The organism is Paenibacillus sp. 8b26, assembly GCF_050626875.1.
In the GTDB taxonomy this organism is placed as follows: Bacteria; Bacillota; Bacilli; order Paenibacillales; family Paenibacillaceae; genus Paenibacillus.
The window spans coordinates 423,131-438,948 of the sequence record NZ_CP192445.1; the positions used below are offsets into that span (position 1 = coordinate 423,131).

The following is a 15,818-nucleotide window of genomic DNA, read 5'->3' on the forward strand; positions in this document are numbered from 1 at the left end:
GTTGGCTTTATAAATTGTCGCTTTATAAAATTAGCACGTTTCCAATGTCAAATTCCTGAGAATAATGTCGAGTTCATCAAATTAGTCCTTAAGATACATACAAGGCTAAACACAATTCAAAAAAGTTTGTTTAAACCTTGTTATGAGATATATAATATTTTTCAATATCTATGTTTTTTGCAATACATATCTCTCCACTTATTTGTATCATAATATAACAAAATGTTCACATAGCCAAACAAAAAAATCGCCCGTAGTAAAATGGAAGTTCTACTGTCCACTTTAAAAGAGCGATTTCATTTAGAACATCTAAGATCAATTCAATCATTGCATGATAACTATTTTAACCTAAATAAAGCGGCTCCATGAGGGGGTAAATCTGCGGACAATTCTAGCTCTAAAGTGCCCAGATCCACACGGTTCCATAAGTCTCTGCCACTTGTCTGTCCTTCAATGCCAAGGTCTTGCAGCGATACACGGACCCGCGAAGCTTCATCTCCAGCATTAAACAAAGCCGCATATATGTGACCTTCCTCGTTATGCGAAGTCCAGACGATATGCTCATCCTTTCTGTACACCTGCTGCGCATCCAAGCCGTTGCGGTGAGCATCCAGCACCTCTTCATTGGTCAGCAGAGAAAGTGTCCATGCATCGTTATCCCGCAGTTCTCCCCCAAACATCAGAGGGGACCGGAAAATACTCCACAAGGTCATCATCGTCAGTTGTTCATCCTTCGTAAAGCGTGTCCAGCGGTCATGGCTACCGGAATCTACAGAATCTACCGATCGAATACCCAGATGACCCAGTGGCAGCATGTCGCAATCCGGCCAGTGGCCAGGGCCCACGTGCTCTGCCCACTTCTCACAGCGCTCAAACATGCCGTGCAGCAAAGGCCATACATCCCAGAAATCGTCGGTCATGCGCCACATATTGGCGTTGGCGATTAATTCGGATGCATGCTCCAGCGGTGCCGGACCGGGCGACAGACTCAAAACCATCGGACGTCCGCATTGGGCGATGGCCTGCCTAATCAATTCAATTTCCGCCAAGTGAGTATCATAGAGTCGGGAAGCGGCAATGTCATCCACTTTGACAAAATCGACACCCCATTCCGCGTACAGGTCAAACAGCGAATTATAATATTCCTGTGCGCCTTCCTTGGTAGCATCTACCCCATACATATCTGTATTCCAGGGACAAATGGAGTTGGGATGCGCAATCTGTCTCGCTGTTGCCTGGGTCCCCAAAATCGGCGTATCCTGATGCACCGCCTGTCTCGGAATTCCTCTCATCATATGTATACCGAATTTCAAGCCCAGACTGTGTACATAATCCGCAAGAGCCTGGAAGCCGTGTCCATCCGCTGCGGAAGGAAATCGATTCGCCGCTGGAATAAGGCGCGAAAATGAATCCATTTCCAGTGGAACGAAAGAACGATACTGTGAAGATACAGCTCCCGGCTCATACCACTGAATATCTACCACGATATATTCCCAACCGTAGTCCTTCAAGTGTTCCGCCATATACTGCGCATTTCCCCGCACTTCTTCCTCACGCACTGCTGCGCCGTAGCAATCCCAGCTATTCCACCCCATAGGCGGTGTATGCGCTGTCAAATGATGCTTCATTCCGATTCATCCTTTCATCATAAGAATACTCATCCTGCTGCCAAAATCCACCTCGTCACTACGGTCTTATTATAATGTAAACCCTTACTTTTGTCGCTCGTCACCTGCCTCTTTATTTTCCAGTCCTACTTTTCATACAAATTAGTTGACTAACTTAAAGAATGTGGTACATTTAAAATTGATTGTTAAAAAACTTTGACTTGAATCAGAGGGTGATTTTACGTGTGCGAGCATGCTTACAGAATTTTGTTGTTTTACAAATATGTCAATATTGAAGATCCTGCCACCTTTACGGCAGAGCATCTGGCTTACTGCAAGGAATTGGGCGTCAAGGGAAGAATTTTGATCGCTCAGGAAGGAATTAACGGAACACTGTCTGGTACGGTAGAGCAAACCGAGCAATATATCCGTGATTTGCGCGCCAATCCGAAATTCCACGATATCGTTATTAAAATAGATGAGTCTGACGGTCATGCGTTCAAGAAAATATTTGTACGCCATCGTCAGGAGCTGGTTACGTTGCGCCATGAGGATGAGCTGGACCCCTAACGTAATCAGTGGCAAGCGTTTGTCACCGAAGGAGTTTTACGAACAGCTTCAAGGTGAAGATGTGGTTGTGCTGGACGGACGTAACGACTATGAATATGATATCGGTCATTTCCGTGGTGCCATTCGTCCGGAAGTCGAATCTTTCCGTGAATTTCCACAGTGGATTCGCGACAATATGAGTCGGTTTAAGGACAAGAAAATACTGACATATTGCACGGGTGGTATCCGCTGTGAGAAGCTGTCCGGTCTTCTGATAAAAGAAGGCTTTGATGATGTGGGCCAACTGGATGGCGGTATTGTAACCTACAGCAAGGACCCGGAAGTCCAAGGACGTTTGTTTGACGGTAAGTGCTATGTGTTTGATGAACGCATCTCAATCCCGATCAACCATACAGATGAAGACGTTGTTGTCGGTCATTGCTTTCATTGTGAAACGTCGAACGATCACTATATCAACTGTCCAGTGTGCAATCTCCAGCATATCGTATGTCCGGACTGCGAAGAGCAGCATCAACACTATTGCTCTGAAGATTGCCGAACCAAAGCAGAAACTGCAGCTTCTGCATAAGTATAATTCAGTAAGATCATTAGTTTCATAGTAAAAAAGGGATGTTCCTACTAGCCTTTCAACATGGCTGTGGACATCCCTTTTTGTTGTACACAAAATATTTGCTGGAAGCTTCATAGTGTATTCCTATGGCCTTGATCGTTTTTTCATCTTGGACGGGCTCGAAAGCTGCCTCTTATAATGGAAAAAGTCATTACAGAAAGGATTGGTGGATTTTCATGATTCAAATTGTTCTTTCAACCCTTCTATCCGTTATCATTCCGCTGTCCATTCCGGTAATCGCCGGGTTTTTACTCGGCAAATTCATGAAGCTTGAAACGAAGCCACTCTCGACTTTATACTTATATTTTTTAAGTCCCGCGATGATTCTGGACACGCTGCTGAAGGCACAGTTATCCTGGCATGATGTGGCGCAGACAGCCGCTTTTTCGATCCTTAATCTGCTGCTGTTATGGGGAATTGCACAGATTGCAGGAAAAATGTTTAAGCTGAGCGCCCCGGAAACAGCCGGACTCACCCTAATCTCCACACTGACCAATAGCGCGAATTATGGCCTGCCCCTAATTTTACTTGCCTTTGGGCAGCTCGGTCTGGATAAAGCCTCCGTGTATGTCGTCATCCAGATGATCCTGGTCAATACGATTGGAGTTTATTTTGCGGCCCGCTCTGAGTTTTCCGTCCAAAGCGCCGTCAAGTCGGTATTTTCACTTCCCGCGATCTATGCAGCTCTGCTGGCGATGGGACTTCGACTGCTGGACTTGCATCTGCCCTCCGGCATCCAAGCGGGCGTTTCGATGATTGCTGCCGCCTATTCTCCAGTCGTACTGGCGATTCTGGGCACCCAAATGGCTTACGTAAAAATATTCAGGCTGGAGCCGTCCATTAAAAAAGCCAGCTACGCAGGACTAACAATCCGGCTACTGCTCTCTCCGCTTGCTGCCTGTCTTACCATGCTGATACTGGGGATATCAGGCCTTTTGTTCTCCGTCCTTTTCATTCTGGCGTCAATGCCGGTGGCCGTAAATGCCGTCATCTTAGCAGAAAAATTCAATGCATCACCCAAGCTCGTATCCACTTGTATTTTGTGGAGTACGCTTGCCTCATTCCTGATTTTGCCCGTGTTGATTATGATTGTCGCAGGATAGCTATAAAAAAAAGACTCTCTTATGGTGTAGAGAATCCAATATGCAGCCTGCTGTCAACCTCAGGCTGCATACAATTGGTTAGCGTATTCGGGGAAAACTGATCCAGCCCAGCAAATTTAATCTTGATTTTTTTCCCTTTTCCCGGATTTGTCCCATAAATTCCCCAAGAAATCGTTCCCACTTTAAGCCTATTTCTTTTTTCGCGCTATCGTTTTCAAGCACACATCTTACGCTTTGGTTTAAGGCCGATTCCAGGTGCGTTAAAGCTTCGCGTAAATGATTATCTATATTTTGTTCGCTCATCTATCCGTTCTCCTCACTTTTCGATATCGTCAAGCAATGCGATTTCTTGGTCAAGCTGCTTTTTCATTCTTTCAAATTGAGCTTCGGCAATGATATCTTCCACTTCCTGCCGCGCTAATTCAATGTAAGATTTGCCCCGATTGACCCAGTTGGCTCCGCCTTGTATACCCGCTTCGGCAAGAGGGCGGAAAGTAGTTTTAGCAATAGGAAACAAAGCAGAAGCGGCAAAGGCGAGCGCAGTGCCAATTACAATTTTATCAACGTTATTTTGCAGCATCGTGATCCTCCTAGTAATTGAGTATTACTGCGGCCGTTTAAGCCGCAGCGTAGGTGTCGTTTGCAGGAATAGCCCTGATTGCTTGCTTTTTTGAAATCAGAGACAAAATCGGTTTGGACAAAAGAGATACCGAGCCGGCTACGCCAAGGATCGGAACCCAATATTGCAGCGGTAGACGGGCGGTATGGAAAAATCCGGCCAATGGTGGGATATATAGGGCTCCTAGTAGAGCAAGCCAGGAAACGCAAAGTGCCCCGATCAAGAAGCGATCTTTCGTCCAATCGCGCACCGTTTCTTCAGAGCCTTCCTGCCGCCACGAAAAGGTTTGTATTAATTGTCCCGCGACCAATGTTGCAAAAGCAACGCTTTGAGCCACAGGCACGGGCGCACCGACTGCAAGGCTTGCGGCAAATAAGCCGAGCGATCCCAATCCCAGCAGAACCCCTCTGGTAATCACTTTTTGGTACAGGTCTTTATCGATGAAATCCGTTCGTTTCTGCTGCTTCGTTTTCTGGCCCGGATTTACAGCAAGAACCATTGCTGGCAAAGCATCAGTCAACAAATTCATTAGCAGAATTTGAATAGGAACCAAAGGAATCGGCAATCCCACCATCACGGCGACGCTGGTTACGATAATCTCGGCCAGATTTCCGGTTAATAAACAGCCGAGTGCTTTACGAATATTGCCGATAATGGTTCGACCTTCCTTAACCCCCTCCAGAATCGTGCCGAATTGATCTTCCGTCAGCACCATATCTGCCGTTTCTTTCGTTACTTCCGTTCCTGTTCTTCCCATTGCGATACCAACGTTGGCTTGTTTGATAGCAGGCGTATCGTTGACGCCATCACCAGTCATGGCAACGATTTGCCCTCGTTTTTGCAGCGCTGTTACAATGCGAAGCTTATGCTCAGGCGTGACTCGGGCAAAAATGGATACTTGCTCCACAATTTGGCTCAGTTCTTCGTCTGATAAACGGTCAAGCTCATGTCCGGTTACAACACTCTGCGCATCACTGTTAATTCCAAGTTGCTTCGCGATGGCAATGGCGGTAATCGGGTGATCGCCTGTGATCATCACAGGTTTTAACCCGAGTGCAAAAGCTTCCTGAATATTTCGTTCTACTTCAGGTTTGGGAGGGTCCATCATTCCGGTCATGCCGACATAAATTAATTCACGCTCGTCATCAATGGACTCGTTGTCGACGCTCCCATCCAAGGGTCGATACGCGAAAGCAAGCACACGCAACGCTGCGGCTGAAAACCTTTCATTTTGCTGCATAATGTGCTGCTTCTGTTCTTCGGATAGAGGTAATATTTCCCCGTTTTTTTGATATCGATTACAATGGTGGAGAATCGTCTCAACAGCCCCTTTGGAAAAGAGATAGCATTCCTGCTCCGCCTGAACATCCTTGCAAACCACGCTCATTTTCGCAGTTTTAGAATCAAATGGAATTTCATGCCCGCGATGCCAATGGGTCATATCGTTAAGCCACAGTCCGTTTTTGGCTGCAAGGGTCAAAAGCGCGCCCTCAGTCGGATCCCCTTTGGTCATCCACTGTCCTTCCTGCTGCTCAAGCTTGCTGTTATTGCATAGCAAGCAGATTTGCAGCAAGCGAGTCAAATCAGGATGGGTTGAGGGGTCTTCATAATTTTCTACATTATTGAGCTCTGCCGCTGCAGCGGCAGCCTCTGGAGCAAGCTCCTCTAATGCTCCCGTCGGTTCGTAGCCTTCGCCTGTTACAATCCACGCGCGATCGGCGGTAGAGAGCGCTTTTACCGTCATTTCATTTTTGGTTAACGTACCAGTCTTGTCTGTGCAAATAACCGTGGTCCTTCCTAATGTTTCCAATGAGGAGAGCTTTCGGATCAGCGCGTTTTTCTTCGCCATACGGAAGATGCCTGCGCTGAGGGCAATAGTGATGGTAACCGGAAGTCCTTCAGGGATGGCAGAAGCCGCCAGTGTGATCGAAGTCGAAATCATTTGTGGAAAAGGGATGCCACGGAGCATACCAATTGCGAATACAAGTCCACCCACAATAAGAGCGCCTTTCACAAATTTTTTGCTAATTGACGTTACTTTTTCCTGTAAAGGGGTCACTTCTTTTTCCTGTTGCTTCAGAAGCGACATTAAATGCCCCATCTCGGTATTCATCCCAGTTTGTACAACAATACCAGTTCCCTTGCCTCCGCATACGTCGGTTCCCATGAAGAGCATGTTGGTTCTCTCAGATAAAGCACAATCCTCTGGCAAAGGGGACTCATTCTTTTCGACGGGAAGAGATTCCCCCGTCAGGGTCGACTCGTTGACTCGTATGTTCCATGAGCTGATCAACCGGATATCGGCTGGAACGCGATCCCCTGCTTCCAGGGAAACGATATCGCCGGGCACCAATTCCACAGCGTTTAGCTCTACGTGCTGGCCTTGTCTGATGACTTTACATACCGGGGGTTGAAATTGATTCAGCTTGTCCACAACTTTTTCCGCTTTACGTTCCTGAATCGTACCAATTGCGGCGTTCGCGAGCAGGATTGCCCCCATTGCAAGTCCATCAAATAATCCCCCCGTAAGAAAGGCAAGTGCACTTGTGCCAAGGAGGATCAGAGTTGTGAATTCCTTGAATTGGCCCAAATATGCAATGAGCCAAGGAGTAGGTTTTTTACTTTCAAGCTTATTTGAGCCATATTGGTTTCTTATAGAAAGAACCTGATCAGACGTCAACCCGTTTTGCAGGTTTGTTTGAAACTTTGCGATAATCTGTTCGTTAGGTAGTTGATGCCAGGCAAAGGCTTCGGAAGCGACCGCAGCCTCGTCCTTATACGCCATTTCCGGTGGAGCTGCCAAGGCTTCACTCTTGTTTTTCATTCTGGATATAAACACAAGCGATAAAGCATCACCGATCAAATTGGCCACTGGGGCACTGATCATACCTAACATAGCAAAAGCGGGTCCTATAATATTCCATTTTTTGGCAATTGAAGCATGCTCGTTTACGATTTGCTCTGTTTTCTCGGCATACAGAGCGCTTTCCTGAATGTGTTGCAGCTCATGAATGGAAATCGTCTGGATTCCGGCTTCTTTATAAAACTCATTGAGCGGATTTTGCTGCAGACCGGTGACAAATAAAACCTCTTCGCCTTGCTGCTTGAGCACTGCAATCCGTTCAACCACTTCGCCCTGCTCAAAAGAAGACCAGCTAATATCCATGCGGTATTGGGCAAGTTCGTCAGTACTGATATGCAAGCTGTTATCCAGCAGACCGAGCTGCCATCCTTTTTCGCTGAATAAAGACGCGGAAACGCCGTTTTCATTGACCGTTAATTGCCGATGTCTGGAAATAAACCCAAGACATTCGCCTTTGCCATTCCCCCGACTTCCAACCAAAAGGACATCGTATTCATTCCTTGCAAGCCTCTTTGATCTAAGCTCATAGGAACTGCAATCAATACCGTGCTCCTCCATATATTTGTAGCTGCCAATGATAATCTGTCTATCATTGACTTTTCCTTTTATTCCCTCTGGCTCTTCTTCCACATGAAAAGCAGTGCGGATCGTTCGGCAAGTTCTTTTCGCCTTGCTGAACACCTCTTCTTTCCATGGATGTTCTGTTTTCTCCATTAATGAAGCCGCCAAACATATCACTTTATCCGCCTCTTGCTCCTTCTCCGCCATACATTGAATTTCTTCAACCTCTGGACGGTTAAACAGGAGTGACGAATCTTCAAATAAAATCGTTTTCGTTCGAGCGAGTTGAGATAATGATCCTTTTTCCGGAACTACGTATTTTCTTTCTTCTGAAACGAGCTCGGCCTGTTTCCAGGCATACTGGGCAGGTACAGTTATCACCCGCGGATTTGCAGCCAGAAGCACGGCGATTGCTCGAAACGGATTCCGGGTAACGGCCCAAGTCATTCCGGCTCCAATAAACCCTAATCTGCCTGCTTTTTCGCTATATGCTTGAATTTCCGGTGAAAAAGAAGCCTCTTGCTGTCCATTTAAAACAGAGCGGCTTCTCTTCCAGTTCACATATTGCAAAATGCTGAGTCCAGCAAGCACTACAAGATTTTCACGCATAAGCACGAGGGCGAGAGCGCTTGTACCTAAAATGAGATCCGAGTTTATTTTTTTCTTATCAGAATAGGTCTGAATTCCTCGTTTGAGAAAAGGGTAGCCGGTTACGACAGATACGAGCGCCGATAAAAAGAAAGGCGCTGGACTTCTTGCCAGTGCCGAACGTCCGAAAAAGACCTGCTTGATTCCCAGCACGGCCAAGCCGCCCATGGAAATAGCCAACGAAATCGGGACTTTTTCTCTTGGCTCGCCCGTATTGGTTTTAGGCGTCGTTGGGATAATCGGCAGATCACAAGGAATATCCAATTCAGCCTGAGCAGCGGCAGCTTCTCGCCTCGCTTCCTTTGACCCGGTAACCTCGTTGTGGATATCCGGGCGGGCTGTTAGATTGGCCGAACTGATCCGATCTTCTGTTTCGCGGAGTATATGGAAAATGTCCTGCTCAGAAACAAGCTTTACATCGTAAAGGAGCAGCACTCTGCCCGTCACTGTACAGGGTTCCGCTCTGTAAATTCCACTACAAGCGGACAGGCTTTTGGCTAAAAGCTCTGCGGCAGCTTTGCTTCCCTTCAAGCCGTGAACTTCCATCCGTATCCTTCCTGGTAGAACATGAAGAAACCTGTTTTTGTTTCGCAGCGATACCATATCTAACCTCCCTTTTCCATAATCAAAAAATCAACTTCACTTATGATTAACAATAGTTAGCAAAATATGCATTTTGTTTTCTGTATGTAAACCAGTATAAAAATTTCATTTAATGGAATTATTTTATTAACAACTTTTTAAGGAGAGGGTATTGTGGTCAAATCACCGCTTGGTATTATTTTCGCTGCTGCGGCCATAGCACTTGCCGTGTCCCCCGAGGCCCGAAAAGCCGCACGTAAACTTGCCGTTAAAGGGGCAGGAATGGTGCTTGATCTCGCGGATCAAGTCAAAGACGGCACTAGAGAGCTACAATCCGTAGAAACAGTGAAAAATGAAGAAAAGAATACAGAACAGTCTTTGCTTCCGTAACAATGGGCAAATGTTCGATGATTTAGAAAATGCATAATGGGGAACTACTATCCCGAAGTAACAAAAAAACAAAGGAGAGATCAGCATGCTTCAAGGCGGTTCATTATGGGGAGGTCTTATCTCCGGAGGTATAACCCAACTGCAGAATACCATTAGCTTGACGAAAGGACAAATGGATAACAAAGATTATATGGTTCATACGTCGGGGAATCTGACAGGAGCACTCGGCGTCATGGCCGGTATTGAGTATGGGGCTATCCTTGGAACTTCGTTGCTGCCAGGAGTAGGGACAGTCCTTGGTTCCGTTGTTGGTGGGTTGTTAGGGAACAGTGTGGGCCAAACAGTTGGAATGCAAGCAGGCAATGTGCTTCTTAACAATCGTTTGGTCAGCAACATGACACAGTACGCATCGAAAGTAACCGAGTCCATAACGAGCCCGGTCGTGGATGCAATGCAGACGACAGCATCTCACGAATAAATAACAAAATATCCATATAACTCGCTAACTTCGTTTAGCGAGTTTTCCCCATTTTAATAACGAGAGGAACCTGACAATCATGACTAAAAACGAACATGAGAATATTCCCGACACGATTACGATTCGCCTCAGTGCCACATGGCAATTGTTCCAAAAAATACGGTATTTATTATTTAGAAAAAAAGAATAGACAGATGGAGGCGTGCTCCGTGAACTATATTAATCGTGAAATAAGCTGGCTTCAATTTAACAGACGTGTTCTTGAGGAAGCGCAAGACGAAAGCACTCCTCTGTTGGAGCGAACAAAGTTCTTATCGATTGTTTCCACCAATCTGGACGAGTTTGTCAGCGTCAGGGTCGCAGGACTTATGGATAAAATTAGAGCGGGCAATCAAGAGGTCGATTTCACGGGCTTTACTCCGCAACAGTTACAAGATAAAGTAATCGTCATGATTGAGAAATTAGTAGCCGATCAGTATGCAACCCATGCGCGGATTCTTCGACTGTTAAAGGAAGAAGGCCTTGTTTTTACTGATTTTGGCGAGCTTAATCCTGCGCAGAAGAAAGAAATGGAAACCTATTATCTTGAAAAAGTATTTCCCGTGCTAACTCCTCTAGCGATCGATAAAAGCCGCCCTTTTCCTCTAATTCGTTCGAAAAGTATATATTTGGCTGTCGGTTTAAACCCGCCTTCCGATGCATCGGGCAAGGAAGTATATATTGCCTTGGTTGAAATTCCGTCCAATCTGCCTCGCTATATTAAAGTTCCGTCTCTATCGGATCGAGATCATTGGCAGTTTATTTTGCTCGAGGATTTGATTAAGCAGCATATACACACTTTGTTTACTACGTATACGCCTGCAACTTTCCATACATTCCGTTTAACTCGAAATGCAGACCTTGATTTAAACGAGGAAGAAGCCGAGGATATCCTTGATGAAGTGGAAAAAGTATTGCGCGCTAGAAAATGGGGTACTCCGGTTCGTTTGGAAATAGAAAAGGGATTTGATCCATTTGCACTGGAATTGCTAGAAAAAGAACTGGAAATAGAAAGCCGGTTTTTAATTACGAATGATGGACCTATTGACTTGAGCTACTTCATGTCATTCGCCAATTCGGTCGAGGGTTATGAGCATCTCAAGCATTCGAGATTTGATCCTCTATATCCGTGGGAGTTCACGAAGACGGAAGATTTTTTTTCAGTGCTGCGAAAAAGAGATGTTCTCTTATTTCATCCGTATGAATCATTTGACGTTGTTAACGATTTTGTCGAACATGCTGCTGCCGATCCATCCGTCATGGCTATCAAAATGACCTTGTATCGCGTAAACGGTAATTCACGGATTATCCGATCTTTGAATCAAGCTGCCGAAGCAGGAAAGCAGGTCACTGTAGTCGTCGAATTGAAAGCACGGTTCGATGAAGCCCGAAATATCGAATGGGCAAAAGAATTGGAAAAATCAGGGTGCCATGTCGTCTATGGCCTGTCCGGGTTGAAAATTCATGCCAAAATGATTTTGGTTGTACGTAAGGAAGCGGATTCTCTTAGACGTTATATTCATGTCGCCACCGGAAATTACAATGAAGTGTCGGCGCAAATATTTACAGATATCGGACTGTTCTCTTCCTATACGGAGATCGGCGAAGATGTCTCCAATTTATTCAACAAGATTACTGGATTTTCCGCCCCGAGCCAGTGGCATTACCTCAGCGTAGCTCCGGCGCATCTGAAACAACGCTTATTGGGCTGTATTCAACGCGAAGTAGAAAATGCCTTGAGCGGTAAACCCGCAAGGATTATAGCCAAGATGAATTCGCTATCGAATAAACAGTTGGTCGACGAGCTATACGCTGCATCCCAGGCAGGCGTCCGAATTGATCTGATCGTTCGTGGCATCTGCTGCTTGCGTCCAGGAATTCCCGGACTGAGCGACAATATTACCGTTCGCAGCATTGTCGGCCGATTTCTGGAACATTCCCGCATTTTTTATTTTGAGAATGCCGGCACGCCTCAATTGTGGCTATCCAGTGCGGACTGGATGACCAGAAATATGGACAAGCGGATTGAAATGATGTGTCCGCTATTGAATGAAGAACATCAATCTGTTGTCATCCAATATTTATTGCTGCTGCTAAGTGATAATATTAAAGCCCGACAGCTGCTTCCCGATGGACGATATGTCATGGCGCACAATGAACAGCCCCCCTGCTGTAGCCAGATAGAGGCCAAAAATCTTGTAGTAATGAAAAACAACTCCTTTCCTGTTCAAAACGACTTTATAATCCCGTTGGTACCCTCTGCAAACACAAACGGGTCAGACCTGATTCACTGACTGTTATCGTCTCCTTTTTGGTATTTATTAATAATATTGTGAAATTTATCCAAAAGATGTGGCGCCATATCCAGAATCTTGTCGTATACAGTAGGAGAGTTATCCAGATAGATCGTTTGAATGCCCATTTTGCCGATAATTAAAATTGCGAGAGGTGTTACGGACACACCTCCGCCCATACCTCCGCCGAATGACGTCATCACCCTTGCGGATTTCTGATTGTGCCTGTCCAAATCGCTTCCACCTGCCGCAAAACCATAGCTTACTTTGCAAACAGGTATGATAGTGGTGCCGTCAGACGCGGCAATCGGTTCTCCAATAATCGTATTAACGTCTACCATGCCCTTTAAATGATCCATCGCCGTTTTGACAAAAGATTGTAATGGGGACTCTGTCATTCAATTCACCTCGCTACAATAGTTCTCTTATGTCATTGTAGTCAGGATTAAACAAGAATAAACCGCGTTCGGTACGGTCAGCAGAAATTTGGAACTCTCTAAACCATAGAGAGCCAAGCCCGATCCTGTCTCCACTCCACCTGCACTGGTGTTTCAAAAAAATCGCTAAGCGTTTCGCTGCTCAAAATATCAGTCGTTTTGCCTTTGGCAAAAACAGTACCCCGTCGTATCAGAATGGTATGCGTGTACATAGGTAGAATTTCTTCTATGTGATGCGTGACATACAGCAAATTCGGCGCACCCGGCGACTCGGACAACTGACGGATACTAGTTAGTAAAGCTTCCCGGGAAAAGAAGTCCAGTCCATTACACGCCTCGTCCAAAATCAGCAGCTTGGGCGAGGCCATTAATGCGCGGGCGATAAGTACCTTTTGCTTCTCTCCCTGTGAGCAGCCCTGATACAAGCGATCTACGAGGTGAGCGCAGCCCAATTGGGTCATGAGCCGAACTGCCTGTTCTTCATCGGTATCCGTCGTCTGATCGTAAAGCCCGATAGAAGCAAATTTGCCGCTAATGACAACATCTTGCGTGCGCTGGCTACCATTGATTCTTTCCTGTAAAGAAGAACTGACCCAGCCGATGGATTTACGCAGTTCCCTCAGATCCACTTCCCCGAAGGTGTGACCCAGCACGCTGACACTGCCTGTAGTTGGCCATATGTAACCATTAATCATGTTAAGCATCGTTGTTTTGCCCGACCCATTCAATCCGAGTACAGCCCAATGCTCTCCTTCGGCTACTTGCCAGTTGATTTGATCCAGTATCGTACGGTTATCTCTTTTCCAGCTTACATTGTTCAGTTCAATGACAGAGGTCATGGCTGTACACTCCTTATATTCATCATATCATCAGATGTTTATGAATGCAGAGAAAATCATCTTTGCTACGTTTATCTTCTCTTTAATATAAGGATAGCACAGGGTTACAGGTTGTTCAATTTCAAATTCATAAATACAGTAGAAGCGAAACCATGACTAACAGCCCGCTCTCTGCCCCTTTTTGGGAGCAGAAGCGGGCTGTCTAGTTGTTATACTATCAGGATTTTGGAGAGATGAACACTGATTTATGCGGCAGCTTGTTTGCGATTTCCCGAGGGAGACTCAGGTTGGTCGCTAGTACTTCCACAGGATTCCCTGCCAGCCATTCACTCAGATCTATGGCTTCGTAATGCCCGCTGTTAAAACCAATTAAAATTCGGCATACCCCCGAGCCCGTATTTTTGATATAATGGCCCGATCCCATCGGTACATAGCCTACGTCACCAGCTTCAAACTGCTCTGTCACTGCGTTCCCTTCAGCAAGAAATACAGTCATTTCTGCGTTACCATCCAAATAATATTGCCATTCGTCTGCATTGGGATGCCAGTGCATTTCTCGCAATCCGCCTGGCTCCAGCTCAATCACAGATCCTGCCATGGTCGAAGAAATCGGAAAATCTTCTACAGTAACCGTCCGCTGCGTCCCGCCACCTGGTGCCAATCTAGGCTGTTTGGCCATTAAAGGATAACGGTGTTTGGTGAGCAGATCAGAAGAAACGCGAGGATATGCATTATGAGAATCGTTAGAAGGTACAGGTCCTTTTACAAAATAGGCTTCCTTATCTGGCAAAAGAGCCAGTTCGTCGGCTGCAAGTCCCAGATTCTGCATGACAACCTCCGCAGGAGTCTGAGCGATGAAATCCGTTACGCTGAACGTGTGATCCTCTGAAAAATCTCCATTATCAAAGATCAGGATAAAATGACATTCCCCAGGGCCAAGACCTTGAATAGAGTGACCATAACCGCGCGGAAAATACCATACATCACCAGGATTGAAGATATCGACATCGGAAGATCCGTCCGGATGGATAATGGTTGTCCGACAGGAACCGCTTACCACATAGGCCCATTCAGCCGCATTAGCATGCCAGTGGAGCTCACGCATCCCACCCGGTTCCAAACGCATGGAAACCCCGGCTATGCCTGTAGATGCGGGAAAATCATGGACCGAAGCCCCACGTGTGATACCTCCCGGTCCGGTTCTGGGTTCCTTTTTCTCCAAAGCATACTTAAATGATTTCATAGCCGATTCCTCCTCTAAATCATTTTATATGTCTATATTTACTTATTACTACATATCTATTATATACCTTTAATGTGAATAAAATCAAATCCATTCATTCTTTATCAATAGGATGTTCAATTTGATCCTCATATTCATCAAAATATACATTTCCATCAGAACTAATTACGGCATAATTGATATTTTCAATAGAAAGCCCTTTCTTTTTTATCTGCGAATGTAGCCACTCTGTTGTAATGTCATTCTGCTTTAAATTTGCTTCCACGATGTTCCCGTCCATGACTAATTCAATGGGAAAAGTCTGTTTGGAACGAACGTCCAAATGCAAATCTTTTCTGGTTACAGGCATACGATCCGGCTTGGGTAATACGGAAATGCTTCCATTCAGCTCAAGTACGGCATACTGAACATCTTGAATATTAAAAATATTTTTCCCCCGTAGCTCCTGATTAAGAGTATCCAGCGTAATCTTAAGCTTTCTCATATTACTCTCCAAAATTTTTCCTTCTTGGATCAACACGGTTGGTTTTCCCGAAAACCAGTTTCGCAGCTTGCGGTTCTTCATGGAAAAAAACATCAGCAAATAAGAAATCCCAGTAAATGTAAGCAAAGATGTTAGTAAAATCTTTATACTTATTGTGTTATTAAAGGCAAGATTCGCAGTAATGGCCCCCAATGTAATGACAGCTACAAAATCATGGTAGGTCATTTGTGCAATAGTCGATTTACCCAATATACGTGCTATAAGCATCATTAGAGTAAATGCAGAAATTGACCTTAACATGGTTTCCCATAGTTCCATATATCAAGACCTCAGTTCTCATTGTTTTCATATAGCTTTTCCAATTCCACTTTTTTCATTACACCGAATTCGGTGTCTGTATTTTTGCGTTCATGGGATGTACCCAAAAATCAGGTATAAAAAAAGGATGAAT

At 45.3% G+C, this 15,818-nt stretch carries 12 protein-coding genes and 1 pseudogene; 5 read left to right on the forward strand and 8 right to left on the reverse strand.

The features are described from left to right. Positions 1 to 338: 338 nt before the first annotated feature. Positions 339 to 1,628 carry a glycoside hydrolase family 27 protein gene (locus tag ACQ4MX_RS01820; RefSeq protein ID WP_431088991.1) on the reverse strand — a complete coding sequence of 430 codons (1,290 nt, stop codon included), beginning with the start codon at positions 1,626 to 1,628 and terminating at the stop codon, positions 339 to 341. Between the two features lie 222 nt (positions 1,629 to 1,850). Here ACQ4MX_RS01820 and ACQ4MX_RS01825 point away from each other — a divergent pair. Next, a pseudogene (locus tag ACQ4MX_RS01825) lies at positions 1,851 to 2,745 on the forward strand (rhodanese-related sulfurtransferase). A gap of 218 nt (positions 2,746 to 2,963) precedes the next feature. Continuing rightward, the gene (locus ACQ4MX_RS01830; protein ID WP_431088992.1) at positions 2,964 to 3,890 is read left to right on the forward strand and encodes an AEC family transporter; all 927 of its coding nucleotides are present in this window, start codon (positions 2,964 to 2,966) and stop codon (positions 3,888 to 3,890) included. A gap of 78 nt (positions 3,891 to 3,968) precedes the next feature. Here ACQ4MX_RS01830 and ACQ4MX_RS01835 read toward each other — a convergent pair whose 3' ends face one another. From ACQ4MX_RS01835 to ACQ4MX_RS01845, 3 genes are read right to left on the reverse strand one after another with little or no spacing between them, the layout of a single operon-like run. After that, the gene (locus ACQ4MX_RS01835) at positions 3,969 to 4,193 is read right to left on the reverse strand and encodes a hypothetical protein (RefSeq protein WP_025686429.1); all 225 of its coding nucleotides are present in this window, start codon (positions 4,191 to 4,193) and stop codon (positions 3,969 to 3,971) included. A 13-nt stretch (positions 4,194 to 4,206) separates the two neighbouring features. Then, positions 4,207 to 4,470, reverse strand: a complete 264-nt coding sequence (locus ACQ4MX_RS01840) for a DUF5132 domain-containing protein (RefSeq protein WP_431088994.1) — start codon at positions 4,468 to 4,470, stop codon at positions 4,207 to 4,209. 37 nt (positions 4,471 to 4,507) lie between these two features. After that, positions 4,508 to 9,184 carry an HAD-IC family P-type ATPase gene (locus tag ACQ4MX_RS01845; protein ID WP_431088996.1) on the reverse strand — a complete coding sequence of 1,559 codons (4,677 nt, stop codon included), beginning with the start codon at positions 9,182 to 9,184 and terminating at the stop codon, positions 4,508 to 4,510. Positions 9,185 to 9,337: 153 nt separating this feature from the next. On the opposite strand from ACQ4MX_RS01845, the gene ACQ4MX_RS01850 reads away from it, so the two are divergent. From ACQ4MX_RS01850 to ppk1, 3 genes are all read left to right on the forward strand, one after another. Beyond that, on the forward strand, positions 9,338 to 9,553 hold the full coding sequence (locus ACQ4MX_RS01850) for a hypothetical protein (protein WP_431088998.1): 216 nt from the start codon (positions 9,338 to 9,340) through the stop codon (positions 9,551 to 9,553). Between the two features lie 85 nt (positions 9,554 to 9,638). Then, entirely contained in the window at positions 9,639 to 10,031 is a 393-nt protein-coding gene (locus ACQ4MX_RS01855; protein WP_431089000.1) for a hypothetical protein, read from the forward strand. Between the two features lie 194 nt (positions 10,032 to 10,225). Next, complete coding sequence (ppk1, locus tag ACQ4MX_RS01860) at positions 10,226 to 12,364, forward strand: polyphosphate kinase 1 (RefSeq protein ID WP_431089002.1); 2,139 nt, start codon at positions 10,226 to 10,228, stop codon at positions 12,362 to 12,364. On the opposite strand, the gene ytfJ is transcribed toward ppk1, so the two are convergent. The 4 genes from ytfJ to ACQ4MX_RS01880 all read right to left on the reverse strand — a co-directional run bounded on the left by ytfJ (position 12,358) and on the right by ACQ4MX_RS01880 (position 15,685). Then, positions 12,358 to 12,762: a GerW family sporulation protein gene (gene ytfJ / locus ACQ4MX_RS01865; RefSeq protein ID WP_431089003.1), complete on the reverse strand. Its 405-nt coding sequence runs from the start codon at positions 12,760 to 12,762 to the stop codon at positions 12,358 to 12,360. The two genes, ppk1 and ytfJ, sit on opposite strands and share 7 nt — an antisense overlap. Positions 12,763 to 12,860: 98 nt before the next feature. Next, on the reverse strand, positions 12,861 to 13,640 hold the full coding sequence (locus ACQ4MX_RS01870; RefSeq protein ID WP_431089005.1) for an ABC transporter ATP-binding protein: 780 nt from the start codon (positions 13,638 to 13,640) through the stop codon (positions 12,861 to 12,863). Positions 13,641 to 13,857: 217 nt separating this feature from the next. Continuing rightward, on the reverse strand, positions 13,858 to 14,883 hold the full coding sequence (locus ACQ4MX_RS01875) for a cupin domain-containing protein (RefSeq protein ID WP_431089007.1): 1,026 nt from the start codon (positions 14,881 to 14,883) through the stop codon (positions 13,858 to 13,860). Positions 14,884 to 14,977: 94 nt separating this feature from the next. Further along, entirely contained in the window at positions 14,978 to 15,685 is a 708-nt protein-coding gene (locus ACQ4MX_RS01880; RefSeq protein WP_431089008.1) for a DUF421 domain-containing protein, read from the reverse strand. Positions 15,686 to 15,818: the final 133 nt, after the last annotated feature.